Here is a 25,845-nt window from a genome sequence, read left to right on the forward strand (position 1 = left end):
GCCGCGTTGTGCCTACAAATATGTTTATCGGAAAGCTATAAGCTCAGGCTAAACGACATATATGACAAGTGCGCACGACCTCAATCTCCGGCACCTGCGGATGCTGCCGCTGATCGCGGACAGCGGAAGCCTCAGCGCGGCGGCCAAGGCCGCCTCGATCTCGCAGCCGGCGCTGACCCAGGCGCTGGCAAAATTGGAGGCGGGATTCGGCACGGTCCTGTTCGATCGCACGTCCGGCGGCGTCTTCCCCACCCCCAGCGGCCGGCGCGTGCTCCAGCGCGTGGATCGGGCGCTGCGCAGCCTCGCCGTCGCCTGCCGCCGCTGCGCTAAGAACATTCCCGCCGCCCAGTTCGAGAATTACCTGACGACCGCGCATGTCCGCGGCCTGATGGCGCTCGCAGAAGCGGGCAGCTTCGTCCGCGCTGCGGAGGAAGCCGGCCTGTCCGTCCCTTCGCTCCACCGTGCGGTCCGCGAACTGGAGAAGCTGTCCGGCACCGCACTCGTCGAGCGGCGCGGCCGCGGTGTCGGCCTGACGCGCGCCGGGGCCAAGCTCGCGCGCGGCTTCACGATCGGCGTCACCGAGCTGGGGGCCGCGATCGAGGAGACCGCGGACGGCGGCGGCCGTCTCTCGATCGGCGCGATGGCGCTGTCGCGCTCGCACCTCCTGCCCGCGACCTTGGCGGAGTTGCTGCGCGAGCGGCCCGACGTGCGCGTCGACGTGGTCGAGGGCTCCTATCTCGAACTAGTCGAATTGCTGCGCAGCGGGCGGATCGACATCCTGATCGGTGCCCTGCGCGACGTGCCCGGCCGCGACCTGTTCCAGGAGCCCCTGTTCACCGATCGTCTCACGGTGATCGGCCGCGCCGAACATCCGCTCGCGGGGACGGTCGCCGATTTCGATCAGTTATCAGAACATCCCTGGATCGTCGCGCGACGCGCCTCGGGGCTGCTCGATCGCTGGCAGCAGATGTTCGATCGATCGGGCAAGGCGCGCCCGGAGGCGCCGATCCAGTGCGGCTCGGTTGCGCTGATCCGCGGGCTGCTGCTGCGCACCGACTTCCTGACCCTGCTCTCGACCGATCAGGTCCGCTCCGAGATCGAGGCGGGCACGCTCGTCAAGATCGAGTCCGACGTGCCCGATACGATGCGGACGATCGGCGCGATCACGCGCCGCGACTGGTTTCCGACCAAGCTGCAGGACGTCTTCATGGTCGCGCTGCGGCGGACGGGGCGCGAGGCGATGCCCGGGTAGGAGGCGCTTGCCGGCGTGACGGCGACTTCACCTCGGCGACCAGCCTGTGCCATAGGCTTTGCGCAGGAGGATTCGTGCTTACCGAGAATTATCAGCGCGATGTCGAGGCTGTCGGGCGGATCGGGGTCGTCCCTACGATCCTGGAGACGTGCTGCCGCGTGACGGGCATGGGCTTCGCTGCCGTCGCGCGCGTTTCGGACGAACGCTGGGTGGCCTGCAGCGTCCTCGACAAGATCGGCTTCGGACTGAGCGTGGGCGACGAGCTCAAGCTGGAGACGACGATCTGCCACGAGATCCGTCAGACCGCCAAGGCGGTCATCATCCCGGATGTCGGCAACGACCCTGCCTATCGCGACCACCATACGCCGGCGATCTATGGCTTCAAAAGCTACATATCGGTCCCGATCCATCTGCCCAGTGGCGATCTGTTCGGGACCTTGTGCGCGATCGACCCCGCCCCCGCCGATCTCGATCGCCCCGAGATTGCGGCGATGTTCGCGATGTTCGCCGATCTGCTCGGCTTCCACCTGAACGCATCGGACAAATTGCAGCGATCCGAAGACAATCTCGCCGACGAGCGCGCCGCGGGCGAACTGCGCGAGCAGTTCCTCGCCGTGGTCGGCCATGATCTGCGCAATCCGCTCGCGGCGCTGCAAGCCGGGGTCACGCTGCTGGTCAAGAATCCGGCGGCGGAACGGCGCGCGCTGATCCTCGATCAGATGCAGACCAGCATCGCGCGGATGACGGGACTGATTAACGATGTGCTCGATTTCGCACGCGGCCGGCTCGGCGCGGGCTTCGCGCTGGATCGCCGCCGGGTCAGTATCGCCGATCTGCAGGAACAGGTCGTCGGCGAACTCGCCGCCTCGCATCTCGATCAGGTGATCGTCTCCGAATGCGCGATCGAGGCACTTGTCGATTGCGATCCGCAACGGCTCGGCCAGTTGCTGTCCAACCTGATCGGCAATGCGCTGACGCATGGCGCGGCGGACGAACCCGTCATCGTCCGGAGCGATGCGGTCGATGGTCTGCTCGTCATATCGGTGTCGAACAAGGGGCCGGAGATTCCGCTCGCGGATCGGCCGCAACTGTTTCAGCCCTTCGCACGGGGCAAGAGCGGCGCGCATCGCGAGGGGCTGGGCCTAGGCCTCTATATCGCCTCGCAGATCGCGATCGCACATGGAGGCGCGCTGACCGTGGCGTCCTCGGCCGAGGAAACGTCGTTCACCTTCAGGATGCCGCTCGCCTGATCGGCGGGCGCGGACGTGCGCTCAGCGCGCCTGATAAGTAGCGATTGCCTGTTCGACGCTCAGCAGCCCCTCGGCACTCGCCACGGCAAGATCGATCGGGCGGCCGCCGAGCGCGGAATCCTCGGCGTTCAGGAATGCGACCGCCGCACCGGGCTCCTTCATCGCCTCGAACGCGAGACGCGAGACGCGCCCCTGGCGGGTCGCCTCCTCGCTGGTAAGCTGACGGCCAATGGCCTTGCGACGGAAATTTCCGGACATGCGCTTTCCTCGATGAACAGGGGCCGTCGGCTGCGTCAGCGGCGGAATTGCCGTCGAGGGCCGCCGCCGCCACCGCCCGATGTCGGCTCGCGATAGATCAGCCGTCCCTTGGTGAGGTCATAAGGCGTCATCTCCACCTGGACGCGATCACCGAGCACGGTTCGGATCCGGAAGCGCCGCATCCGACCGGCCGTATAGGCGATGACCTTATGCTCGTTATCGAGCAGGACTCGGAAGCGACCGTCGGGCAGCACCTCTTCCACCAGGCCGTCGAGCGTGAGCAGGTCTTCCTTGGACATCAGCGTGCGCCACCGATCGCAGCAAGCTGGAGAAATTGGCCAAGAGCATGACCGTCAGCAAAAGACTGACAATGTGTGGCGGATCGGGTGATAGAATTTTCCTTGAAAACGTTCGAGATTTATCATGCCAAGCAGCGCATAATAAAAAACAGACCTTGAGATTTTTCGAAAATCGACTTTGACGTTTTAAATCGACGCGACGTCCGATGACTTCTAAATAGCGATTTTGACGTCCGGATACAATCCGGCAGCGCTGCCACAAGAGAGATGGTTCCATTCCTATCGCCATTATGATCCGTAGCGTCGCACTGCTGGCGATAGGCTCGCTCGCGATCAGCGCCTGCGGATCCGACGCCCAGCAGGAACGAAATCGGGTCGCGATCGACGATCAGATGAACATGATCCAGGCCCCCACGCACGAGACGATGTGGCATCCCGACGCTGCGGATCAGGGCAATCAGGCCGGCGCGGCGCCGTCCCGCCAGCGCTAAACGATCGCGCGGCGCGCGACCTCGAGCGCGGTGCCGACCATGTCCGCCATTCGCCGAACGGAGTCTTCGGACAGCAGTTCGTCCTGCCGGATCTCGATCTCGGCATAGGCCAGGTCGGCGCGATGGGCGTGACGCGGCACCGTGTAATCGGTTTCGTCCATCCGATAGGGCTCGTTCTCGCCGACGACGAGGTCTGTGCCCGACAGCGACCCGAGCAGCGCGCGCGAGAAGCCGGTCGGGTCGCGATCGAAGAGGATGCTGATCTGCCAGGGCCGGGCGACACCGTTCATCACCGGCGTGAAGCTGTGCAGCGAGACGAGGATGGTGTGCCGACCGGCGAGCCGGCGACGATCGATCTCCGCTGCGATCGCATCATGATAGGCCGCATGGACTTCGCTTATCCGCGCGGCGATTTCGGCTGCGGGAAGGTCGCGATTCGCCGGAATGGCGGACCCGTCACTCGTGGCGGGCATCGCCTCCCGTGAGGCGGGATCGCGATTGCAATCGATCACCAGCCGCGAATAGGTCTGGTGGATGAAGACCGCGTCGAGCCTTCCGGCCAGCGCGAAGCCGAGATCGCGCGAGCCGATATCCCAGGCGATATGCCGAACCCGATCGGCATCGGACAAACCGAGATCGCCGAGCTGCCGCGGAATTGCATTGCCGGCATGATCGCCTACTAGCAGGAACGGCGAGCATCCTCCTTCATTATGGATGCTGACAGGTGGCGGATCGTCCGCGGCCAGCAATGGGCCGTTCGATGATGATCTCACTTCTGTTCGATTCCCCATGCCTTTCCTGACGATAGCGCATCGCACGACCTATACCTATCGCCAGCCGGTCTCGTTCGGCGAGCATCGGATCATGGTGCGCCCGCTCGAGAGCTGGGACCAGCGGCTGATCGAGGCGCGACTGGAGATCGATCCCAAGCCGATCGACATACGCTGGCTGCACGATGTGTTCGGCAATTCGGTGGCGATCGCGCGCTTCGGCAAGCGCGCGAAGACGCTGAGCTTCATCAGCCATGTCCGGATGGAGCATAATCCGATCTATCCCGAGACGGTGCAGGTCGAGGATTATGCGCGCCTCTACCCCTTCACCTACGCGACCGAGGACATGCCCGACCTGCTCCGCTCGATCGAGCGCCGGCATGACGATCCGCAGCGCATGGTCGATGCCTGGGCGCGTGGCTTCGTGCGCCATGACGGGCAGACCGACACGGTCGCGATGCTCACAGAAATGACGGCGGCGATCCGACGGCAGTTCACCTATGTCGCGCGCCACGAAAAAGGCACGCAGACGCCGATCGAGACGCTCCAGAAGCGCCAGGGCACGTGCCGCGATTTCGCGGTGCTGATGATGGAAGCGGCGCGCGCGCTGGGATTGGCCGCGCGCTTCGTCTCCGGCTACCTCTACAATCCCGATCGATCGGAAAAGCTGGTCGGCGGCGGGAACACGCATGCCTGGGTGCGCATTTTCCTGCCCGGATCGGGCTGGGTCGAGTTCGATCCGACCAACGGGATCGTCGGCAATCGCGGACTGGTCCGCGTCGCGGTGACGCGCGATCCGTATCAGGCGGTGCCGCTGTCGGGGACGTGGAGCGGTTTTCCCGCGAGCAGCCTCGGCATGGAGGTAAGCGTCGAGGTGAGCGTCGATCGGGCAGCTCGAGAGTTGCAACAGACAGTTAGACAGGAAGCGAGACAAGATGCTGATTAGGGCCGGCTATGACATCACGTTCAACGTCGATCAGCCGACGCCTTTGCTGGCGATGCTCAGCGTGCATCCGTCGCGCAACCGCGATCTGCAGACCCCGCACCGGATCGAGACGAACCCGTCCGTTCCGATCTACGATTATGTCGACGGCTTCGGAAATATCGGCACGCGCGTGACGATCCCGGCCGGCGGCATGATGCTCTCAGCCGACTTCACGATCGAGGACAATGGGCTCGTCGATGCGTCGGCGGAAGGAAAGCTGCAATTGCCGATCGAGCAATTGCCCGATGACGTGCTCGTCTATCTGCTGGGCAGCCGCTATTGCGAGACGGATCGCCTGTCGGATACGGCCTGGGCGCTGTTTTCGCATATCGAGCCGGGCTGGAAGCGGGTCCAGGCGATCGTGGAATTCACGCACAACCATATCGAATTCGGCTACCAGCATGCCCGGCCCACCAAGACCGCGTGGGACGCGCATCAGGAGGGCCTCGGCGTCTGTCGCGACTATGCGCATCTCGCGATCACCCTGTGCCGCTGCATGAATATCCCGGCGCGCTACTGCACCGGCTATCTGCCCGACATCGACGTGCCCCTGACCGACGCGCCGATGGACTTCGCCGCCTGGTTCGACGTGTATCTCGAGGATGACTGGTACACGTTCGACGCGCGCAACCTGCACCCGCGGATCGGCCGAATCCTGATGGCGCGCGGGCGTGACGCGACCGACGCGGCGCTGACGACCGTGTTCGGCCGTTCCCAGCTCACCGGATTTACGGTTCGCGCGCAGCAGATCCTGACGCTTGACTGACGCGCCTGGCGCAAACCTCCTGTTGCGCGCATGGGATGGGCCGTTCGGCGCGCCGTCCTTCGATGCGATCCATGTCGCCGATTTCCTGCCCGCGTTCGAGATCGCCATTGCCGAGCATCGGCGCGAGATCGATGCGATCACGGCAGACCCCACCCCGCCAGGCTTCGACACTGTCATCGCCGCGATGGAGCGCGCGGGCGAGCGCCTGTCGCGCGTGCGCCGGCTGTTCTGGATGCTGGCCTCGGCGCGGTCCGATGACGCGATCCGATCGATCGAGGGCGACGTGTCGGCAATGCTGAGCCGGCATGGCGCGTCGATCGATCATGATCCTACGCTGTTTGCGCGCGTCGCCGCGGTGCATCTGGCGCGCGAGCGGCTCGGGCTCGATGCCGAGCAGCTGCGCCTCACCGAAAAGGTGCATCGCGGGTTCGTGTGGGGCGGGGCGGCGCTCGAAGGCGAAGCCAAGCTGCGGTTCGCCGCGATCGACGAGCGGCTGGCGGCCCTGTCGATCCGGTTCGGGCAGAATGTGCTGGCGGCGACGGCGGGCTGGACGATGCTCCTCGACGCCCAGGACCTGTCGGGCATCCCGGCGGACGTGTGCGAGGGGGCCGCGCAGAAGGCGAAATCGCAGGGGCACGAGGGCCGCTTCCTGTTCACGCTCGATCGCGGCGATTTCGAGGTCGTTCTGACCTATAGCGACCGTCGGGACATACGCGAGCGGATGTGGCGCGCGTTCACCGGGCGGTGCGACGGCGGCGAGCATGACAATCGGCCGATCATCGCCGAGATGCTGCGGCTGCGCCAGGAAAGCGCGCGGCTCTTGGGTTATGCTTGCTATGCTGATTACCGCCTCGACGGCAGCATGGCCGCCGGACCCGAGGCGGCCGATGCTCTGCTCCGTCGCGTGTGGGCGCCCGCACGCACCCAGGCACTGGCCGAAGGCGCCGTGCTTCAGGAGATGATCGACGCCGAGGGTGGCGGCTTCATGCTCGCGGCGTGGGACTGGCGTTATCATGCGGAGCGGGTCCGCCGCGCGCAGCACCAAGTAGATATGGCAGCGATCCGGAGCCATCTCCGGCTCGGCGCGGTGCGCGATGCGGCCTTCGCGGTCGCCGGGCGGCTCTATGGATTGCGCTTCGAGCAGCGGCCCGAACTGCCGGTCTATGCCGCCGATGTGCTGGCCTGGGCGGTCACCAATGCGGACGGAGCCGATGTCGGGCTCCTCTACACCGACCATTTGGCGCGGGCCGACAAGCATGGCGGCGCGTGGATGGGCAGCCTGCGCGTGCAGGAGAAGATGGATGGCCCGGTCACCCCGATCGTCTATGTCGTCGCCAATTTCGCGCGCGCGGCCGATCCGCTGGAGACGGCCCTGTCGCTCGACGAGGCGCGGACGCTCTTCCACGAATTCGGCCACGCATTGCATATGCTGCTCTCCGACGTGACCTATCCGAGCCTGGCGGGCACCGCCGTCGCGCGCGACTTCGTCGAGTTTCCTAGCAAGCTGATGGAGCATTGGATCGTCGCGCCCGAGATTCTGCGCGACCTTGGCATGCCGGAAGAGCTGATCGAGGCGATCGGACGCGTCGACGATTTCGGGCAGGGGTTCGCGACCGTCGAGCTCACCGCATCCTCGATCGTCGATTTGGCGATCCACCGCGCCGATGCCGACGGCCTCGATCCCGCCGAATTCGAGCGGCGGACGCTTGCCGAGATCGGCATGCCCGACGCCATCGCGATGCGCCACCGCCTGCCGCACTTCACGCACGTCTTCGACGGCGGCTATGCCAGCGCTTATTACAGCTATCTGTGGTCGGAAGTGCTCGACGAGGATGCGTTCGGCGCGTTCATCGAAGCGGGTAACGTGTTCGACCGGGGGGTCGCGGTCCGGCTTCGCCGCGAAGTGCTCGCACCGGGCGACAGCCGCGATCCGCTACAATCCTACATCGCGTTTCGCGGACGTGCGCCCGACGAGGCGCCCCTGTTGGCGGCGCGACGATTGATCGCCGACGGCGGCATCGCGGATACCGCCGTCGTGCGGGACGGCGTCTAGACGCGGCGCCCCTGGATCAGCTGAACGATCACAACGATCACGGCGACGACGAGGATGAGGTGGATCAGGCCACCTCCGACGTGGAACGCGAACGCGCCCAGCAGCCACAGGACGACGAGGACGGCGGCGATCGTAAACAGCATGTTGGTTCTCCCTTGCGCGGGGAGAAGCGATGCAAGGGCGAAACGTTCCCGATCGACCGTTTTGCCCGACGATATCGCGACTGCCGACCTACATTCCGCCGAAAACGCCTCAGCCCAAAGATTCTCTACCAATGCTGTAGGATATACGTTCTGGCCGTCTCCCCAACCTCCCCCTAGTTCCGCGACAGGCTGCGGACAGGACTCTTCCTCCGCCACGCAGCGGGGCAAGGGACCGGCCACGCCCGGATCGGTCTCGACCTGGGAGCATCGCAATGGGCATCGAACCGGATCTGACTACCGGCATGGGCAGCTATTGGCGGCTGGACGAGGTCCTCGCCGAACTGCGCGTGGTGCGCGAGAATTGGCGCGCCGCGCATCCGCGCAACCGCGAGCATGGCTCGGCCACCTTCCCTTCGCGCCGCACGCTGGAGGAGGTCATGTCGATCCTCTGCGGCGTGCTGTTCCCGCTGCGGCTGGGGCCCAGCTATGTCCGCGCCGACAATGAGGCGGCCTATGTCGCCGAGACGCTGGAAAACGGCCTGAGCCACCTCTACGGCCAGCTCCGGCGCGAACTCGCTTACTCGTCGGTCGGCGGCGCGGAGGAGGCGACCGATGCGGAGGCGCGGCGGATCATCGGCGCGTTCGCGCATGATCTGCCTTCGATCCGCACATTGCTGGACACCGATGTCGAGGCGGCGTTCGCGAACGATCCGGCGGCGCGCAGCGTGGACGAAATGCTGCTTTGCTATCCCAGCCTGCTCGCGATCATCCATTATCGCGTGGCGAGCCGCCTGCACCGGCTGGGCGCCCCGCTCGTTGCGCGGATCATCGGCGAGATCGCGCATTCCGATACGGGCATCGACATCCACCCCGGCGCGACGATCGGCCACAGCATCTTCATCGATCACGGTACCGGCCTCGTCATCGGCGAGACCGCTGTCATCGGCGATCGCGTCCGGCTCCACCAGTCGGTCACGCTCGGCGGGCCGGCGGGGCCGCTCGAGGAGGGCCGCGGCCGGCCGCGCCATCCGGTGATCGAGGACGACGTGATCATCTACGCGGGCGCGACCTTGCTCGGCCGGATCGTCATCGGTGCGCGATCGATCGTCGGCGGCAATGTGTGGCTGACCGAGACTGTGCCGCCGGACAGCCGCGTCGAGCAGGCTCGTCCGACATTCTGAGACGAACGTCGCGATCGATCCTGCGATATGCCCCATCGCGATAGATTTCCTATGCGTCCGATAGGATTTCCATCGTTGCCCCCGGAGCCGGATCGATGCTGAGTGCGGCCTCCTCCGACGCATCGCGATCGGAGCCGCCAAAGCACGAAGGGGCATTGCATGAAAAAGGCCATCTCGATCCTGTCGCTGACGCTCGCGGCCGCCGGCCTTTCGGCCTGCTCCAAATCGGCCGAGCAGAATGTGACGACAGAAAATCTGAGCAATTCCGTCGACGTGGGTGCGACCGACAATCTTGGCGAAATCGCGCCGAACGCGAGCGACGCGTCGGGCATCGAGAATGTCAGCAACGCGACCTCCTGAGCTCATCCTGTCGCCTTAGGTTTCAGACTCCCGAGGCGTAGCCTGCGGCCCGGCTTCGCGCCGGGCCGCTTTTTTTGGCCGACGCGCGATGCCGGACACGCCTGATCAACACCAAGAGCCGGTCGCGGGCGGCGGGCTGCTTCATCGCCGCGCGCTGCTCGTGGCGGGCGCGCTTTCGGCGGGCGGACTGGCGACCGGACTGAAGGCGGCAACGGGTGCGAGGTCGCCCGCGACGATGCTGAAACCCGGCGCGCCGCTTTCCGGCGTCGGCGAGCGCGCGCCCTCTGCCGGCACGATCCAGCGCATCGTCCCGAGCCTGCCCTTTCCCGGCACCGGATCGTCGCGTACGCCGCTCCAGCTGCTGGAGGGGACGATCACGCCGAACGGGCTGCATTTCGAGCGCCATCATAACGGCATTCCCGACGTGGCCCCGGCGACGCACGAATTGCTGATCCACGGCCTCGTCCGCCAGCCTCTATTGTTCCGCTACGAGGATCTGCTGCGCTATCCGCGCGAGAGCCGGATCCTGTTCCTCGAATGCTCTGGCAATAGCGGGACGATCGGCGCCGACACGCCCGTGCAGGGGAGCGCCGGCCAGCTCAACGGGCTGCTATCCTGCGCCGAATGGACGGGCGTGCGCCTGTCGACCTTGCTGGACGAAGCGGGCATCGCCCCGCAGGCCCGCTGGGTGCAGGCGGAAGGCGCGGACTCCGCGGGCATGACGCGCAGCGTCCCGCTGTCGATCTGCCTCGACGATGCGATGATCGCGCTGTTCCAGAATGGCGAGCCGCTCCGCCCGGAACAGGGATTTCCGATGCGGCTCCTGTTGCCGGGGATCGAGGGCAATGCCTCGGTCAAATGGCTGCGGCGCCTGAAGGTGATGGCCGCTCCCGCTTTCTCGCGCGATGAGACGTCCAAATATTCGGACATCCTCGCCGATGGGCGGGCCGAGCTGTTCTCGCTGCGGATGGGCGTCAAATCGGTCATTCTGGCCCCCTCCTTCGGGCTCGACCTGAAGTGCGCCGGCTTCCGAGAGATAAGCGGCCTCACCTGGTCGGGCCGCGGCCGGATCCGCAAGGTCGAGGTTTCGGCAGACGGCGGCGCAAGCTGGGCCGAGGCCGCCTTGACCGGACCTGTCTTGCCCAAGGCGCTGACCCGCTTCCGCATGGCCTGGCGCTGGGACGGCGGGCCCGTCACGCTGATGAGCCGCGCGACCGACGAAACGGGTGCAGTGCAGCCACCTCGATCGGAGTGGCTTGCCAAATATGGGCCGGGCCAGACCTATCATGCCAACGCGATCCAGAGCTGGCATGTCGATGCGCGGGGTCGGGTCAGCCATGTCTATGCGTGAGCACCTGATTGCCGGCGGGCTCGTCCTGTTGGCGGGTGCCGCCTCGGCCCTCGCGCGCGACCCGGCGGCCGAAACGCCCCGGCTCGGCCGACCGGCTGCGCCCGAGATCGTGTCGCGGCTGGACCTGACCGTCGCTTCGGACGGGACAGGTCTGCCGCCCGGATCGGGATCGGTCGTCGAAGGCCGCGCCACCTACACCGCGCACTGCGTGGCCTGTCACGGCGCCGCCGGCAGCGGCGGCGTGGCCGACCGGCTGACGGGCGGCATCGACACGCTCGCCTCGGCGAAGCCGGTCAAGACCGTCGCCAGCTACTGGCCCTACGCACCGACGCTGTTCGACTATATCCGGCGCGCAATGCCGCTGACCGCGCCGCAGTCGCTCGACGACCGGCAGGTGTACGGCCTCGTCGCCTATCTGCTCTCGATCGACGGCATCGTCTCCGCCGATGCGCGGCTGGATGCTACGAATTTGCCGAAGATCGCGATGCCGAACCGTAGCGGCTTCGTCAGTCTGGAAGGCGAGCGGTTCGACGGCAATCTGGAACGGGGAAAGACGCCCCACTGATCCCTTCATAGCGGACGACCCACGGATCGTCTGGGCAGCTATCCCACTTTCGATCGAGCGGCTTACATCGGCCGCGGCCCCGGCCGGGCCGTGGGCCATAAGGAGACTGAGAAATGAAGACGGCACTCGTGACTGGCGCGACCTCCGGCATCGGCGAGGCGACGGCGCGCGCGCTGGCGGGTGCGGGCTGGCAGGTCATCGCGACCGGCCGCCGCGCCGACCGGCTCGCGCCGCTCGTCGAAGCCTATGGCGCGCTCATCCACCCGGCCGTGTTCGACGTCCGCGACGAGGCGGCGACGAATGCGGCGCTCGACGCACTTCCGGAAGCCTTCCGCGGCATCGATCTGCTCGTCAACAATGCCGGTCTCGCGCTGGGCACCGGGCCTGCGCAGCGAAGCGATCTCGCGCAGTGGCGGACGATGATCGAGACCAACGTCACTGCGCTGGTGACGATCACGCATCGCCTGCTGCCCGGGCTGATCGAGCGGCGCGGCGGCATCGTCAACATGGCTTCGGTCGCGGGCAGCTACCCCTATCCCGGAGGCAACGTCTATGGCGCGACCAAGGCGTTCGTGCAGCAATTCTCGCTCAACCTGCGATCGGACCTGCACGGCACCGGCGTCCGCGTCAGCGCGATCGATCCGGGGATGGTGGAGACCGAGTTCACGCTCGTGCGCAACGGCGGCGATCAGGCAGCCTCCGACGCGCTCTATGGCGGCGCGCAGCCGATGACCGCCGAGGATATCGCCACGACCGTCCTGTGGATCGCGAGCCTGCCGGCGCACCTCAACATCAACCAGCTGGAGCTGATGCCCGTCAGCCAGTCCTTCGCCGGCTTCCAGGTCGCGCGCAGCTGATCCCCTCCCCGACCAACCCCCACGGAGTGAAGCATGCCCGTACAGTATCGCTATCTCGGCCGGTCCGGCATCAAGGTTTCCCCGCTCACGCTCGGGACGATGATGTTCGGCGGGCAGACCGACGAGGCCACCTCGCACCGCATCATCGACAAAGCGCGCGAGCAGGGCATCAATTTCATCGACACCGCCGATGTCTATAACGGCGGCCAGTCCGAGGTCGTGACCGGCACGGGCATTAAGGCGCAGCGCGATCATTGGGTGCTCGCCACCAAGTTCGTCAATGCGCGCGGCCCGGGGCCAAACGAAGGCGGCCAGTCGCGCAAGTGGATCATCGAAGGCGTTGAGGACAGTCTGCGCCGGCTCGGCACCGACTATATCGACCTGCTCTATTTCCACCGCGCGGTGTTCGATGCGCCGCTGGGCGAGGCGGTGCGCGCGATCGGCGATCTGATCGCGCAAGGCAAGTTGCGCTATTTCGGCGTCTCGAACTTCCGCGCGTGGCGGATCGCCGAAGTCGCGCATCTCGCCGACCGGTTCGGGATCGACCGGCCGATCGCGAGCCAGCCGCTCTACAATATTTTCAACCGCGTGGCCGAAGTCGAGCAGCTGCCCGGCGCAGATTTCTACGGCCTCGGCACCGTTTCCTACAGCCCGCTGGCGCGCGGCGTACTCACCGGCAAATATGATCCAGACAAGGCGCCGGCGGCGGACACGCGCGCGGGCCGAGGCGACAAGCGCATCCTCGAGACCGAATGGCGGCCGGAATCGCTGGAACTCGCGCGCAGGATCGCGGCGCATGCGAGGGCGCGAGGGATCGATCCCACCCACTTCGCGATCGCCTGGGTGCTCAACAACAAGCTGGTGACATCGACGATCACCGGCCCGCGCACCGAGGCGCATTGGGACAATTATATCGGTGCGCTGGACGTAACGCTGACGGCCGAGGACGAAGCCTTCATCGACGGGCTCGTGACGACGGGCCACGCCTCGACGCCCGGCTTCAACGACCCGGGCCATCCGATCGAAGGGCGCGTGGCGCGCGCATAAGCCGAGCGCCTCTCGTCCTTGGCGGGCGGGAGGCGCTCTCGTTCAGGCGGCCCGGCGAATCCCCGGCGCGCGGCATCGCTGGCAGCGCGCGAACCGGCTGACGGGGGCCGGCGGCAGCGACCGCCAGCGATGGAGGCCGATCAGGCAGAAGAAGCGCGCCACGGCTCAGAGGCGCTTGTTCAGGAAATCGGCGACGGCCTGGGCACTGGTGCCGACCGCTGCGACCGCCTCGGCCAGGCGATCGCGGCTGACCCCGAATTTCTTGGTCCAATAAGCGACCTCATGATCTTCGCCCATCGCGATGCGATTGCGATCCCGGACGCCACGGTCTTTCAGGTCATCGGCCACGTATATTCTCCACAACAGACGCGCCCAACGCACCACAAGCCAATTCGGTGCGTCGCCCCAAGACGATGCGATTCTAGATTTCGATCAAGTCCCGCGTCTCGTAACCATTTGTCGACGCACCGAAAATTGCCGGCTGCAGACGGAACGAGGGACAGCAAGGCTCGTTCGGCAGGATCCGATCAGAAAGCATCCCGTATGCCGGCAGCCGCCGCCCCCGCCGCTCCTGCCCTCGCCGCCGTAAAGGCGCTGCCGACCATGGCGATCGGCGAGGTGGCGGCGTCTCTGGCGCAGGCGCTGACGGCAGGCGATGTTCTGTATGCGGCCACGGACGGGCCCCGCGCTTATGCGGTCGCGCGCGCTCTGACGGCGATGACCGAAGCGGATGTGATCTTCTGTCCGGGAAGCGACGCGCTGCCCGGAGACGACGCGCCGGCCTCGCCCGCCAATGTCGGGCAACGCGTCGCCGCGCTCCGGCGGATCCGCCTTGCGCTGCTGCGCCCCGATCGGCAGCCTATCGCGTGCATCACGACCGGCGAAGCGCTGGGCCGCGCTTATGCTGTCCCCGGAGCGTTCGAGACGGCACCGCCCCATGCCGGCGTCGGCGATCCGATAGATCTGCCCGGCCTGTTCGATCGGCTGATCGAATGCGGCTATATCAGCGACGAGCGCGTCGACGAGCCAGGCGAGGTCGCGCTGCGCGGGCAGGTGCTCGACGTCTATCCCGCCGATGCCGAGGAGCCGCTCCGCATCGAGACGGCGGAAGATCGCATCGTCTCGATCCGCAGCTACGATCCGGGTGACCAGCGCACCACGGGCGAACGGCAGGCGGAAGAACTCGGCCGCGTCTCGGAGCCCCCGATCGAGGGCGCTGGGGTCATCCTGACCGAACATCTGCCCGATGCCACGCTGGCGATCGAGCCGGGCGCCGAGGACCGCCGCAAGCGCTTTCTCGCGCTGGCGGCCGATGCCGATCGGCGCCGCCCGAAGCGCGCCGTCCGGTCCATAGCAGATGAGGCGATGTGGCAGGCGGCGATCCGCAGCAAGGCGACCTTGACGCTGGACAGCGCGGGCGACCCCCCGCCCCGCTTCGTGGAGGGCAAGGCGCCGCTGCGCGCCTTCGCCAAGTTCGTTCTGGCCGCGCTGGACGCCGGGGAGCGCGTCGTCCTGCTGGGCAGCGCGCGTGATCTCCGCTTCCTGCGCGCGCGCGCCGCCAAGGCGCTGAAGCGCGACATAGCATCCGCATCCGCCTGGACGGAGGTGCTCGGCGCCGCGCCGGGAAGCCTGCTCGCGCTGGAGGCGCCCGTCGATCACGGCTTCCGCCGCGAAGGCATCGTCGCGATCGCCGCGGCCGATCTGCTGGGCAGCCGCGCCGAGCGCGACGACGCACAGGCGGCTTCGGGCGACATCGCTTTGTTCGGCCTCGGCGAGATCCGCATCGGCGACGTAATCGTCCACGAGGATCATGGCATCGGCGTCGTCGCCGGGATGGACCGCATGCCCGAGACCGGCAGCGGCGAGCCGGGCGACGCGATCGCGATCACTTATGCCGATAACGGCGTACGGCTGGTGCCGATGGCCGAGGCGGACCGGCTGTGGCGTTATGGCGCCGATGCGGACGCGGTGACGCTCGACAAGCTCGACGGATCAAGCTGGGAGAAGCGCCGCGCCACGATCCACGCCGCGATCGCCGAGACCGCCGAGGGGATGACCCGGATGGCGGCGGACCGCGCCGACAGCAAAGCGCCGGTGCTCGATCCCGACACGGCTGCCTATGAGCGGTTCGCCGCCGGATTTCCGTATAGCGAGACGCGCGACCAGGCGCGTGCGATCGATGCGGTGCGCGCCGATCTCGTCGCCGGCAAGCCGATGGACCGGCTGGTCGTCGGCGATGTCGGCTTCGGCAAGACCGAGGTCGCGTTGCGCGCGGCCGCACTCGCGGCGCTCGCCGGACATCAGGTGGCAATAGCCGCCCCCACCACCGTACTCGCCCGCCAGCATATCGAGACGTTTAGCGAACGCTTCGAGGGGACCGGCATCGTCGTCGCCGGCCTGTCGCGCCTGTCCAGCACGGCCGAGAAGAAGCAGGTCAAAGCAGGCCTGGAGGATGGGACGATCCATATCGTGGTCGGCACCGCCGCCGTCGCCAGCAAGAGCGTCACCTACAAATCGCTGGCGCTCGTCATCGTTGACGAGGAGCAGCGCTTCGGCGCCGCCGACAAGACGCGATTGCGCGAACTGGGTGCGGGCCATGTCCTGACGCTGAGCGCCACGCCGATCCCGCGGACGCTCCAGAATGCGCTGGTCGGCATCCAGCAATTGTCGGTGATCGGCACGCCGCCCGCCCGCCGCCAGCCGATCCGCACGGCGGTCAGCGCATTCGACAAGGAGACCGTGCGCGCCGCCTTGCTGCGCGAACGCAGCCGCGGCGGGCAGAGCTTCGTCGTCGTGCCGCGCATCGAGGATATGGCCGCGCTCGCCGAGACGCTCGCCAAGCTGGTGCCCGAACTCGAGGTGCTGCAGGCGCACGGCAAGCTGCCGGCTGCCGAGATCGACGAGGCGATGATCCGCTTCGGCCGTGGCGAAGGCGACGTCCTGCTCGCGACCAACATCATCGAGGCGGGACTGGACGTGCCGCGCGCCAACACGATGGTGATCACGCGCGCCGACCGCTTCGGGCTCAGCCAGCTCCACCAGCTGCGCGGCCGGGTCGGCCGGGGCAGCCGGCGCGGGCAGGTTTTGCTCATGACCGAACCGGACAAGGAGATAGCGCCGGGCACTCTCAAGCGACTGCGGACGCTGGAGGCGTTCGACCGGCTCGGCGCGGGCTTCGCGATCAGCGCGCGCGACCTCGACATGCGCGGTGCCGGCGATCTGCTGGGCGAGGTGCAGGCGGGACATATGAAGCTGATCGGGATCGATCTGTATCAGCATCTGCTGGAGACGGCGCTGCGGACCGCACGCGGCGAGACGGTCGAACGCTGGACGCCGGAACTGCATCTCGGCATCGAGGGCAGCCTGCCCGAGACCTGGATGCCCGATCCCGAATTTCGGGTCATGTTCCACGTCCGCCTGGCGCGGACCGAGAGCGCCGACCAGATCGATGCGCTGCAGGACGAACTGGAAGATCGCTTCGGCGCGCTGCCGGAAGAAGCGACCACCTTGCTCTCGATCGCCCGGGTCCGCGCAAATGCGCGCTCGGCAAAGATCGCCCGCATCGATGCCGGGCCCGGCGCAATCGCCTTCACCCCCCGGCCGGACTTTTCGGGCGATGGGCGCGATACGGAGCTGACCAACAAGGGCGGGCGTCTGTTGCTGGCTGAGCGGATCGAGGATCCCGTCGCGCGGCTCGCGAAAGTCGAGGATTTGCTGAATCGTTTCGTGTCCGACGAACAATAGGCACCCTAAGAGATCCGGGGCGCTTGATCTACTATAACCAAGACGCTTTCGTCTCGGCGCGATAGATCCAAGTCAATTTCATGACAACATCGGCGGATAAGTTGATCTTTGTCTATCGCCGATAATGTTCCACGCGACTGCAAAAATAAAGCGCTCGCATCTTGCGTTCGATTTGCGCAAATGATCCTGAACGGAGAATTTTTCATGGCAGCTACAAAGAACGGCGCGGGCAAGCTGAAAGGCGAAACGCCCGCCAAGGCACCGCCGCTTCCCGCTGGCAGCGATCTTCCCACGAGCTTCGCGGAAACGCCGGGCGCGGGCGGCGAAACGCACCAGAGCACGAACGCCGCCGAACTGACGATGACGACGCAGCAGGGCATCCCGATCGCCGACGGCCAAAATAGCCTGAAGGCCGGACCGCGCGGGCCGACGCTGCTGGAGGACTTCATCCTCCGCGAGAAGATCTTCCACTTCGATCACGAGCGGATTCCCGAGCGCGTAGTGCATGCCCGCGGCTATGGCGCGCACGGCGTGTTCGAACTGACCGATAGCCTCGCCGACGTCACGCGGGCCGACGTGCTCGGCACGGTCGGCCAGCAGACCGAGGTCTTCGTCCGCTTCTCGACCGTCGCCGGCAATGCCGGATCGATGGATCTCGCGCGCGACGTGCGCGGCTTCGCGGTCAAATTCTATACGAACGAAGGCAATTGGGACATTGTCGGCAACAACATCCCGGTCTTCTTCATCCAGGATGCGATCAAGTTTCCCGATCTCGTCCATGCCGTGAAGCAGGAGCCCGATCGCGGCTTCCCGCAGGCGCAGTCGGCGCATGACAATTTCTGGGATTTCGCGAGTCTCAGCCCCGAGGCCTGGCACATGATCATGTGGCAGATGTCCGATCGGACGATCCCGCGCTCGTTCCGCACGATCGAGGGTTTCGGCGTTCACACGTTCCGGCTCGTCACGGCCGAGGGCAAATCGACCTTCGTCAAATTCCACTGGAAGCCGCGCCAGGGCCTGCAGTCGGTGCTCTGGAACGAGGCCGTCAAGATCAACGGCGCGGATCCCGACTTCCATCGCCGCGATCTTTGGAATGCGATCGAGAGCGGCGATTTCCCGCAATGGGACCTCGGCGTCCAGCTGTTCGATCAGGAAACCGCCGACAAGCTGCCCTTCGATCACCTGGATTCGACCAAGTTGATCCCGGAGGAGGACATCCCGGTCCGCATCATCGGCACGATGACGCTCAACCGCAATGTCGACAATTTCTTCGCGAATACCGAGCAGGTCGCCTTCTGCACGCAGAATGTCCCGCCCGGCGTCGATTTCTCGGACGATCCGCTGCTGCACGGCCGCAACTTCTCGTATCTCGATACGCAGCTGAAGCGCCTGGGCAGCCCCAACTTCACGCATCTGCCGATCAATGCGCCGCGCTCCCCGGTCAGCAACTTCCAGCAGGACGGGCATATGGCGATGCGCAACCCGAAGGGTCGCGCCAATTACGAGCCGAACAGCTGGGGTGCCGAGGGCGGTCCGCGCGAAAATCCGGCGCGCGGTTTCGTCAGCTTCGCCGCCGAAATCCAGGCACCCAAGCAGCGCATCCGATCGGAGACCTTCGCCGATCATTACAGCCAGGCGCGTCAGTTCTACGTGAGCCAGTTGCCGATCGAGCAGAAGCATATCGGCGACGCGCTCGTGTTCGAACTGTCCAAGGTCGAGCGGGTCGACATCCGCGCGCGTGCCGTCTCGCACCTGCGCAACATCCATGACGATCTGGCCGCGACCGTCGCGGATGGACTGGGCATGGATCTTCCGAACGCGGCCGTGGCGGCCAAACCGACTTTGGACCTGCCGCCTTCGCCCAAGCTGAGCATCCTGGCCAACGGCCCGGTCAGCTTCAAGGGTCGCAAGATGGGCATCCTGCTGACCGACGGTTCGGATGCGAAGATGTTCGCCGCCCTGACCGCCGCGCTCGATACCGAAGAGGCGACGTGGGAAGTGATCGCGCCGAAGATCGGCGGCGTCACGCTCGACGACGGCACGGCGGTTGCCGCCAAGCACAAGATCGACGGCGGCCCGTCGGTCCTATTCGACGCGGTGGCCATCCTGCCATCGGCAGACGGCGCGGCGATGCTGGCGCAGGACGCGCCTTCGAAGGACTTCGTCTCGGACGCGTTCGGGCACTGCAAGTTCATCGGCGTCGGCGCGAACGCCAAGCCCCTGTTCGACGAGGCGCGGTTGCCCGCGGAGCTGGACGACGGCTTCGTCGCGCTGGCGAAGGGCAAGGACGCGACGGCCTTCGTCACGGCCTGCCGCGAGCTTCGCTTCTGGCCGCGCGAGATGAATGTCGATCTGGATGCCGCGTCGGTTCGCTGACGGATGAGGGAAACCGGCCGGCCGCCCATGAACGGGCGGCCGGCCGGTCCACGCTTGGAATGCGGTCAGCCGAACGGATGCCGCAGGCGACGGAACAGGCCGCGACGCGTGGTCGCCTCGAACATTTCCGACGGGCTTTCGGGATCGAGCACCTCATTGTCGGCGAGCCAAGCCTCGACGCCGTTGAGATCCGGAATCTCATAGGGCCGCAGCGACCGGCCCGTGCCGCGCAGCGCCTCGATCGTCGCGATGAGGGAACCGCGCCGCGCGATCTGGCCGGCAACCTGCTCAGTCGGCACGCCGAGATGCTCGGCGATGAGGCCATTGCGGATCGCGCTGACCTTCGCCTCCCCCTCTTCGCCGGCATCGATCGCGATATCGCATTCGGTATCGAGCCCCATCGACCGGTTGTTCATATTGGCCGAACCGATGCGCAGGATCCGGCCATCGACGATCATCACCTTGGCATGGACGTAGATCGGCTCGCCCTGTTCGGTGAAGGGGTGGTAGATCCGGAACCGGCCCCCGGTATCGCGCTTCTGCAAGGCTGCGATCAGCCGCGCGCGCGCCGTGTCCATCGCCAGCGGCTCGAGCCAGCCCTGCGCGGTCAGCGGGTTGACGATCACGATCTCGGGACCGTCCGCTTCGCCGAGGCGGGCGGCGATGGCCTCGGCGATCTTGCGCGAAGCGAAATATTGGCTCTCGGCATAGATGCTGGTCTTCGCCGCGGCGATCTGCGCGACGAACAGGGCTTCGATTTCGCGGACCTCCGGACAATCCGGCATATCGGGGCGCGTGCGGGCGATGCCGACGGCAATGTTTTCGAAATCGGGTGTCAGTCCGTCGGGCCAACAGTCCCGCGCGCCATCGATGGCCGGGATCGCCTCGCCGCCGGCGCGCTCCCAGCGTTCGCGCGCCAATTCGCCTAGCGCCGCGGCGACCGGGCCCTGCAGCGCTGTCGTCGCATCGTGCCAGGGCTTGTAGGCGTTGCCGCGCGGATCGGTGCGGCCGGGATCGGCGTCGCGATGCCCGCGCGTGTCCCAGCGCTCGCTCGTCATGTCGATGCCGCCGCAAAAGGCGAGGCACTCGTCGATCACGACGATCTTCTGGTGGTGCGACGCGCCGGTCGGATGGAAGCCGTCGAGGCGCGTATGGATGCGCGGATGCCGCATCCAGCGGACCAACGTGAAGATGTTGGAGCCACGCACAAGCGTCTTGAGCGCGCCGACGTCCCAGCGGAGGAGATAGATTTCGAGCTGTGGATTGCGCTCGACGAGCCAGTAGATGAGATCGCCGACGGTCGCGGGCTCGCCCTGGCCGCGGCCCTCATCGATCAGGTGGATGCGGGCGTCAAAATCCCAGCCGATCAGCATGATGCGGCGCCTGGCCTTCAGCATCGCCAGCCGGGCATTGCGAAAATAATCGTCGGCATCGACGATCACGCTCATCCGATCGGCTTGCGCGACGCGCCAAACTGCCTGCTTTTCTATCGCCATGCTGCCCATTTTGCACAGGCGCATAGGCGCTGACGACCGGAGTGGCCAGCGGGGCGGACGGACAGCGCGTCGCGGACCGCGCGTTGCATCGTCTCCGTTGAGACGGGCCAGCAAATATCTTCGCTGCGGGCGCGACGCAGGCGTCGTTCGCGCCCGTCGATCGTTGGATGGCGGACTCACGATAACGGACCGTGAGGTGCAGGAGAGACAGATGCGTATCAAGATCCTGGGCGCCGTATTGGCGACCACGCTGGCGACGGGCGTCTTCGCCCAAGCCGACACCGGTTCCCACAACCCCGCCGTCAAGAACGCCACCGCGCACACGACCGAGATGGCCGCCAAGGGCCGAAATTCCTTCACGGAATCGCAGGCGCGCGGCCGCATCGAGAAGGCCGGCTACGCCAATGTCGGCAAGCTCGCGAAGAACAAGAACGGCGTCTGGCAGGGCATGGCCTCCAAGGACGGCGGCAAGGTCAACGTCGCGCTCGACTATAAGGGCAACGTCACCGTCCATTGATCCATCGCGAACACCGGAGAACGACCATGTCACAGACCATTACGCGCCTTTTCGACAATTATAGCGACGCCACCACCGCCGTCCGCGATCTAGAGGCGCTCGGCATCGATCATAGCGACATCAGCATCGTCGCCAACAATGCGCATGGCCATCACGGCACCGACGATCATGACGGCGTCAACGACGACGGCGATGTGACGCGCGGGACGACCACCGGCGCGCTGCTGGGCGGCGCGGGCGGCCTGCTTGCCGGCCTCGGATTGCTCGCGATCCCCGGTCTCGGCCCGATCGTCGCGGCCGGCTGGCTTGCGGCGACCGCGGCGGGCGCTGGCATCGGCGCCGTCGGTGGCGCCGCGACCGGCGGCCTCGTCGGCGCGCTCAAGAATGCGGGTCACACCGACGAGGAGGCCAATGTCTATTCGGAAGGCGTCCGTCGCGGCGGAACGCTCGTCAGTGCCAAGGTGCCAGACGACCAGGAGGCACAGGCCGAGGCCGTACTGGTACGCAACAGCGCCGTCGATGCCACCACGCGCGGTGATGCCTATCGCCAGTCCGGCTGGGCGTCATTCGATGACGGCGCGCCGGCTTATACCAGCGAGCAGATCGACCGTGAGCGCGCGGGCTACGCCACGGCGACCCCCGCCGAGCGCTACTGACCGAGGAGTGCGCCGGATCCCGTTGGGTCTGGCGCACCACCTCTACGATTTCTGATCCGCCGTCGTTCGCACGCGCGGACACCCTAAGAAGGCGGCCTTATGATCACCCTGCATCACCTGAACTTCTCGCGGTCGACACGCGTGCTGTGGCTGCTGGAGGAGCTTGGGCTGAAATATGAGCTCAAGGCCTATGAGCGCGACCAGAATTTCCGCGCGCCCGCAGCGCTTCGCGCGGTCCACCCGCTGGGCAAGGCGCCCATTCTGGTAGACGACGATCTCGTGCTTGCAGAATCGAGCACGATCCTGCGCTATCTGGAACAGAAATATGGCGACGGTCGCCTCGTCCCCGCTCCGGGTACGCCGGAGCGCGCGCTGCACGATGAATGGCTGGATTTCGTCGAAAGCTCGGCCGGACTGCCGATCATGTTCACCCTGCTGGGCGCCAAGACGGGCGGCCTGCCGCCCGGCCTCGCGGGCTTCACCGCGCCGGAACTGGCGAAGACCCTGTCCTATATTTCGGATCGGGTGGCGGATCGTCCCTTCCTGATGGGCGAGCGATTGACGCTCGCCGACATCCAGATGGTCTATCTTCTCGCCGCGCTCCGCAACGCCGGCCAGCTCGGCGACTATCCGGCGGTCGCGGCCTATCTGGAGCGGCTCGAGGCGACACCGGGGCTGACGAAGGCCGTCGCGCTGGGCGGACCGATGACACCGCCGGCCCGGAGCTGAACGGGCCCGCGACGGCGATCTGCTCAATCCCGACCGCTTCCAGAGACGCTCAAATTGTCGCTTCGTCGCCTTGCGGACCGCGTGCTTCTTCCCATATTGTGCAGTGCAGCAAACGGCATCTGCCGGACCGTTGCGGCCGGCTGTCCGGCTGGGAGTGCGTGATGTCGATATCCATGAGCCCGTTCGCCGGCCTGCCGGGGTGGCCCGATATCGACGACGGCCGCCTGCGCGATCTCGAGGATTTCGGCTCCAATCCCGGCAAGCTGCGGGCGCGGATCTTCACGCCCGAAGGCACCGGCAAGCGACCGCTGGTGGTCGTCCTCCACGGCTGCACCCAGACTGCCGCCGGCTACGACACCGGCGCGGGCTGGTCGGTACTGGCCGAGGAGCAAGGCTTCCTGCTGCTGTTTCCCGAACAGCAGCGCGCCAACAATCCAAACCTCTGCTTCAACTGGTTCTCGGCAACCGATATCCAGCGCGATCAGGGCGAAGCGCTGTCCATCCGGCAGATGATCGCAACGCTCGTCCGCGAGCAGGGCGCCGATCCCGATCGCATATTCATCACCGGCCTGTCCGCAGGCGGCGCCATGGCCTCCGTCATGCTGGCGACCTATCCCGAGGTGTTTGCGGGTGGCGCGATCGTCGCCGGCCTGCCTTACGGAACGGCGAAGGGCGTGCCCCAGGCGATGGATCGGATGCGGGGTCATGGCCTGCCGGAGCCCGCGCAGCTCGACGCGCTCGTACAGGGGGCATCGGCGCATCGGGGACCCTGGCCAACCATCTCGGTCTGGCACGGCACGAACGACATGACCGTTGCCGCCGCCAATGCGGACGCCGTCGTCGCGCAATGGCGCGCGGTTCATGGCGTCGCGGAACAGCCCACCGCTGTCGATTCGATCGATGGTCACCGGCGCGAACTGTGGCGCGACGGGTCGCAGCGCGTGGTGATCGAGGCATATCGGATCGCCGGCATGGGGCATGGTACGCCGCTCGACACGATCGGAAGCCAGCGATGTGGCAAGGCCGGCCCGTTCATGCTGGAAGCGGGCATCTCCTCGACCCGGCATATCGCGGCGTCGTGGGGCCTGTCGGACGCCAAGCAGCCGGTGGAAGAGCCGGATGCGGCGTCACCGCAGGCCGATATCCCGCCTGCCGGGCGGCGGCCTGACAAGATCCGGCTCCCGATACCTCGGATCGTCCGCGCGGAGCGGGTTTACGATGCGGCCCCGGCCGAGGCCACTGGTGCCAAAGGGGTCAAGGAGATCATCGAGCGTGCGCTCAAAGCAGCAGGTCTGATGCGCTGAGGGCATAACCTCGCGACAAAATGCAGAGGAAGACCGCGGGCGGCGCTTTAGCTGAAAATCGCGCTCCCCGGATCGAGCTTGGCGCTATACAGGCTGCGTTCAAGCAGCTTCACTTCAGGATCCTGCGCCGAGCAGTTCGCGTTCACTCGCCTCATTCTACAGGATCGACCGACTTGACACTGACTCTGGGGAGCCTGCGGCTGGTCGTCCGTTGCGGAACGATGACGGCGCTCATCCTCCTCGCCGCCTGCTCCGGCGGCGACAAGGCGAAGCAAGGCGGCAAGGGCAAGCCGACGCCGACGGTGGGCTACGTCGTCGTGCAGCCAACCAGCGTGGATATCGTGACCGAGTTGAGCGGCCGTACCAACGCGTTCGAAAGTTCGGATGTGCGTCCGCAGGTCAACGGCATCATCCGTCGGCGTCTCTTCACCGAAGGCTCGCTCGTCCAGCGCGGCCAGATCCTCTACGAGATCGATCCGCGCCTCTATCGCGCCGCCGTCAACGAAGCGCGCGCCAACCTGCAAAGCGCGCGCGCCAATGCCGAGGCGACCAAGATCCTCGCCGATCGCTACAAGCCGCTTGCCGACATGGAAGCGATATCGCGCCAGGATTATACCAACGCGATCGCCTCGGCGCGCCAGGCGACCGCATCCGTCGGGCAGACCTCGGCCGCGTTGGATACGGCGCAGATCAACCTGAAGTTCACGACGGTCCCCGCCCCGATCACGGGTCGGATCGGGCGCTCTCTGTTCACGGTCGGCGCGCTCGTCTCGGCGAGCCAGACCGATCCCCTCGCGCAGATCCAGCGGCTGGATCCGATGTTCGTCGACATCCAGCAGTCGGCGGCCGACATGCTGGCGCTGCGCCGCTCGCTCGGCCGCAACGGCATTGTCGCGACGCGCGCCGACGTGAAGCTCACGCTGGAGGATGGCGAGGCTTATGGTCCGTCCGGGAGCGTGGAATTTTCCGAGGCGATCGTGAATCGCGAGACGGGTACGGTCACGCTGCGCGCGCGCTTCCCAAATCCGCAAGGGCTGCTGCTGCCCGGCATGTTCGTGCGCGCGCGCTTCGCGCAGGCGATCAACAACCGCGCCTTCCTCGTCCCGCAAGCCGCCGTCGCGCGCGACGCCAAGGGCAATGCGACCCTGTTCGTCGTCGATAAGGCGAACAAGGCGGTGCAGAAGACGATCAAGGCCGATCGCACGCAGGGCGCCTATTGGGTCGTGACCAGCGGGCTCGAGGCAGGCGACCGGATCGTCACGCAGGGCCTGTCCAAGCTCGTGCCGAACCAGGCGGTCAAGCCCGTGCCCGAAACGGAAGCGCAGCGGATCGAAGCGCCGTCGAAGGACCAGCTGAGAAAGAGCGACAAGACCAGCCCGAACAAGGCCGGCTGAG

The 25,845-nt window shown here is 66.5% G+C and carries 25 protein-coding genes; 19 read left to right on the forward strand and 6 right to left on the reverse strand.

All coding sequences use genetic code 11. The features are described 5' to 3' along the window. The first annotated feature begins 61 nt into the window (after positions 1–61). Entirely contained in the window at positions 62–1,252 is a 1,191-nt protein-coding gene (locus tag Q4F19_RS14460) for a LysR family transcriptional regulator (RefSeq protein WP_303543687.1), read from the forward strand. Between the two features lie 74 nt (positions 1,253–1,326). Next, entirely contained in the window at positions 1,327–2,502 is a 1,176-nt protein-coding gene (locus tag Q4F19_RS14465; RefSeq protein WP_303543689.1) for a GAF domain-containing sensor histidine kinase, read from the forward strand. A gap of 21 nt (positions 2,503–2,523) precedes the next feature. On the opposite strand, the gene Q4F19_RS14470 is transcribed toward Q4F19_RS14465, so the two are convergent. Together Q4F19_RS14470 and infA are read right to left on the reverse strand one after the other, a co-directional pair. Continuing rightward, positions 2,524–2,760, reverse strand: coding sequence for a hypothetical protein (locus Q4F19_RS14470; protein WP_303543691.1), 237 nt, complete (start codon positions 2,758–2,760; stop codon positions 2,524–2,526). Positions 2,761–2,795: 35 nt separating this feature from the next. Next, positions 2,796–3,059 (reverse strand): translation initiation factor IF-1, encoded by a 264-nt coding sequence (infA, locus tag Q4F19_RS14475; RefSeq protein ID WP_303543693.1) that lies wholly within the window; start codon positions 3,057–3,059, stop codon positions 2,796–2,798. Between the two features lie 290 nt (positions 3,060–3,349). On the opposite strand from infA, the gene Q4F19_RS14480 reads away from it, so the two are divergent. Continuing rightward, positions 3,350–3,550, forward strand: coding sequence for a hypothetical protein (locus tag Q4F19_RS14480; protein ID WP_303543695.1), 201 nt, complete (start codon positions 3,350–3,352; stop codon positions 3,548–3,550). Here Q4F19_RS14480 and Q4F19_RS14485 read toward each other — a convergent pair. Then, on the reverse strand, positions 3,547–4,323 hold the full coding sequence (locus tag Q4F19_RS14485; protein ID WP_303543697.1) for an N-formylglutamate amidohydrolase: 777 nt from the start codon (positions 4,321–4,323) through the stop codon (positions 3,547–3,549). The genes Q4F19_RS14480 and Q4F19_RS14485 overlap by 4 nt on opposite strands. A gap of 16 nt (positions 4,324–4,339) precedes the next feature. On the opposite strand from Q4F19_RS14485, the gene Q4F19_RS14490 reads away from it, so the two are divergent. The 3 genes from Q4F19_RS14490 to Q4F19_RS14500 are packed head-to-tail and all read left to right on the forward strand — an operon-like array spanning position 4,340 to position 8,124. Continuing rightward, positions 4,340–5,266 (forward strand): transglutaminase family protein, encoded by a 927-nt coding sequence (locus Q4F19_RS14490; protein ID WP_303543699.1) that lies wholly within the window; start codon positions 4,340–4,342, stop codon positions 5,264–5,266. After that, the gene (locus Q4F19_RS14495) at positions 5,256–6,071 is read left to right on the forward strand and encodes a transglutaminase-like domain-containing protein (RefSeq protein ID WP_303543701.1); all 816 of its coding nucleotides are present in this window, start codon (positions 5,256–5,258) and stop codon (positions 6,069–6,071) included. The genes Q4F19_RS14490 and Q4F19_RS14495 overlap by 11 nt, the downstream gene beginning before the upstream one ends. A gap of 22 nt (positions 6,072–6,093) precedes the next feature. Next, a complete protein-coding gene (locus Q4F19_RS14500; RefSeq protein ID WP_303543703.1) occupies positions 6,094–8,124 on the forward strand; it encodes a M3 family metallopeptidase in 2,031 nt (676 codons plus the stop codon). On the opposite strand, the gene Q4F19_RS14505 is transcribed toward Q4F19_RS14500, so the two are convergent. Further along, positions 8,121–8,267 carry a lmo0937 family membrane protein gene (locus Q4F19_RS14505; RefSeq protein ID WP_303543705.1) on the reverse strand — a complete coding sequence of 49 codons (147 nt, stop codon included), beginning with the start codon at positions 8,265–8,267 and terminating at the stop codon, positions 8,121–8,123. The genes Q4F19_RS14500 and Q4F19_RS14505 overlap by 4 nt on opposite strands. 272 nt (positions 8,268–8,539) lie before the next feature. Here Q4F19_RS14505 and epsC point away from each other — a divergent pair, with 272 nt between their 5' ends. The 6 genes from epsC to Q4F19_RS14535 all read left to right on the forward strand — a co-directional run bounded on the left by epsC (position 8,540) and on the right by Q4F19_RS14535 (position 13,628). Further along, positions 8,540–9,448 carry a serine O-acetyltransferase EpsC gene (gene epsC, locus Q4F19_RS14510; RefSeq protein ID WP_303543707.1) on the forward strand — a complete coding sequence of 303 codons (909 nt, stop codon included), beginning with the start codon at positions 8,540–8,542 and terminating at the stop codon, positions 9,446–9,448. A gap of 159 nt (positions 9,449–9,607) precedes the next feature. After that, entirely contained in the window at positions 9,608–9,808 is a 201-nt protein-coding gene (locus tag Q4F19_RS14515; RefSeq protein WP_303543709.1) for a hypothetical protein, read from the forward strand. A gap of 88 nt (positions 9,809–9,896) precedes the next feature. Beyond that, positions 9,897–11,159, forward strand: a complete 1,263-nt coding sequence (gene soxC / locus Q4F19_RS14520; protein WP_303543711.1) for a sulfite dehydrogenase — start codon at positions 9,897–9,899, stop codon at positions 11,157–11,159. Beyond that, the gene (locus tag Q4F19_RS14525) at positions 11,152–11,724 is read left to right on the forward strand and encodes a c-type cytochrome (protein WP_303543713.1); all 573 of its coding nucleotides are present in this window, start codon (positions 11,152–11,154) and stop codon (positions 11,722–11,724) included. The genes soxC and Q4F19_RS14525 overlap by 8 nt, the downstream gene beginning before the upstream one ends. 113 nt (positions 11,725–11,837) lie before the next feature. Then, positions 11,838–12,581 (forward strand): SDR family NAD(P)-dependent oxidoreductase, encoded by a 744-nt coding sequence (locus tag Q4F19_RS14530; RefSeq protein ID WP_303543715.1) that lies wholly within the window; start codon positions 11,838–11,840, stop codon positions 12,579–12,581. A gap of 33 nt (positions 12,582–12,614) precedes the next feature. Next, complete coding sequence (locus tag Q4F19_RS14535) at positions 12,615–13,628, forward strand: aldo/keto reductase (protein ID WP_303543717.1); 1,014 nt, start codon at positions 12,615–12,617, stop codon at positions 13,626–13,628. A 165-nt stretch (positions 13,629–13,793) separates the two neighbouring features. On the opposite strand, the gene Q4F19_RS14540 is transcribed toward Q4F19_RS14535, so the two are convergent. Then, positions 13,794–13,976: a DUF3606 domain-containing protein gene (locus tag Q4F19_RS14540; protein WP_303543719.1), complete on the reverse strand. Its 183-nt coding sequence runs from the start codon at positions 13,974–13,976 to the stop codon at positions 13,794–13,796. A 195-nt stretch (positions 13,977–14,171) separates the two neighbouring features. On the opposite strand from Q4F19_RS14540, the gene Q4F19_RS14545 reads away from it, so the two are divergent. Continuing rightward, positions 14,172–17,372, forward strand: coding sequence for a DEAD/DEAH box helicase (locus Q4F19_RS14545; protein WP_303543722.1), 3,201 nt, complete (start codon positions 14,172–14,174; stop codon positions 17,370–17,372). Positions 17,373–17,576: 204 nt separating this feature from the next. Beyond that, positions 17,577–19,748: a catalase gene (locus tag Q4F19_RS14550; protein ID WP_303543724.1), complete on the forward strand. Its 2,172-nt coding sequence runs from the start codon at positions 17,577–17,579 to the stop codon at positions 19,746–19,748. A gap of 65 nt (positions 19,749–19,813) precedes the next feature. Here Q4F19_RS14550 and Q4F19_RS14555 read toward each other — a convergent pair whose 3' ends face one another. Continuing rightward, positions 19,814–21,244 carry a phospholipase D-like domain-containing protein gene (locus tag Q4F19_RS14555; RefSeq protein WP_303543726.1) on the reverse strand — a complete coding sequence of 477 codons (1,431 nt, stop codon included), beginning with the start codon at positions 21,242–21,244 and terminating at the stop codon, positions 19,814–19,816. 211 nt (positions 21,245–21,455) lie between these two features. On the opposite strand from Q4F19_RS14555, the gene Q4F19_RS14560 reads away from it, so the two are divergent. From Q4F19_RS14560 to Q4F19_RS14580, 5 genes are all read left to right on the forward strand, one after another. Then, positions 21,456–21,761 (forward strand): hypothetical protein, encoded by a 306-nt coding sequence (locus tag Q4F19_RS14560; protein WP_303543728.1) that lies wholly within the window; start codon positions 21,456–21,458, stop codon positions 21,759–21,761. A 26-nt stretch (positions 21,762–21,787) separates the two neighbouring features. Next, positions 21,788–22,417 carry a hypothetical protein gene (locus Q4F19_RS14565; RefSeq protein WP_303543729.1) on the forward strand — a complete coding sequence of 210 codons (630 nt, stop codon included), beginning with the start codon at positions 21,788–21,790 and terminating at the stop codon, positions 22,415–22,417. Positions 22,418–22,516: 99 nt separating this feature from the next. After that, a complete protein-coding gene (locus tag Q4F19_RS14570; RefSeq protein ID WP_303543731.1) occupies positions 22,517–23,146 on the forward strand; it encodes a glutathione S-transferase family protein in 630 nt (209 codons plus the stop codon). Between the two features lie 161 nt (positions 23,147–23,307). Then, on the forward strand, positions 23,308–24,450 hold the full coding sequence (locus tag Q4F19_RS14575; protein ID WP_303543733.1) for an extracellular catalytic domain type 1 short-chain-length polyhydroxyalkanoate depolymerase: 1,143 nt from the start codon (positions 23,308–23,310) through the stop codon (positions 24,448–24,450). Positions 24,451–24,671: 221 nt separating this feature from the next. Further along, entirely contained in the window at positions 24,672–25,844 is a 1,173-nt protein-coding gene (locus tag Q4F19_RS14580) for an efflux RND transporter periplasmic adaptor subunit (RefSeq protein WP_303543791.1), read from the forward strand. The last annotated feature ends 1 nt before the right edge of the window (position 25,845 follow it).

Origin of the sequence: Sphingomonas natans (assembly GCF_030546695.1) — a bacterium.
Classification (GTDB): domain Bacteria; phylum Pseudomonadota; class Alphaproteobacteria; order Sphingomonadales; family Sphingomonadaceae; genus Sphingomonas_I; species Sphingomonas_I natans.